This is a genomic window from Pseudoalteromonas sp. 19-MNA-CIBAN-0066 (assembly GCF_040308705.1).
GTDB classification, from domain to species: domain Bacteria; phylum Pseudomonadota; class Gammaproteobacteria; order Enterobacterales; family Alteromonadaceae; genus Pseudoalteromonas; species Pseudoalteromonas nigrifaciens.
Genome location: NZ_JBEONZ010000185.1, coordinates 1 through 277, shown reverse-complemented (window position 1 = coordinate 277; position 277 = coordinate 1). Strand labels below are relative to the sequence as shown.

Annotated in this window: 1 pseudogene; it reads left to right on the top strand. The window is 48.0% G+C overall.

Annotation, left to right across the window (positions count from 1 at the left end):
* Positions 1-277, top strand: a pseudogene (locus AAEZ18_RS18735) (IS4 family transposase); the annotation flags it as partial.

The following is a 277-nucleotide window of genomic DNA, read 5'->3' as shown; positions in this document are numbered from 1 at the left end:
ATCTACGAATACTTGCAGTATAAACTGACCGAGCAGCAACGATTCGTCGTACGCTCGATGCAAAGTCGTCATATTGAAGAAGGTGAGGATAAGCTCTATGCGTTTGCAAGCGAGCTGATGAGTGCAGGCACCAAACACATCCACATTGCACAAAAAGGAGGAAGAAAAGCCCGAAGCGCAACACTGGATATCACCTATGCGCCAGTGACACTCAAAGCGCCTTACAATAAGAAAGGACACTCCCTCCCAGTTTACTATGTCGGCTGTACAGAGCGAG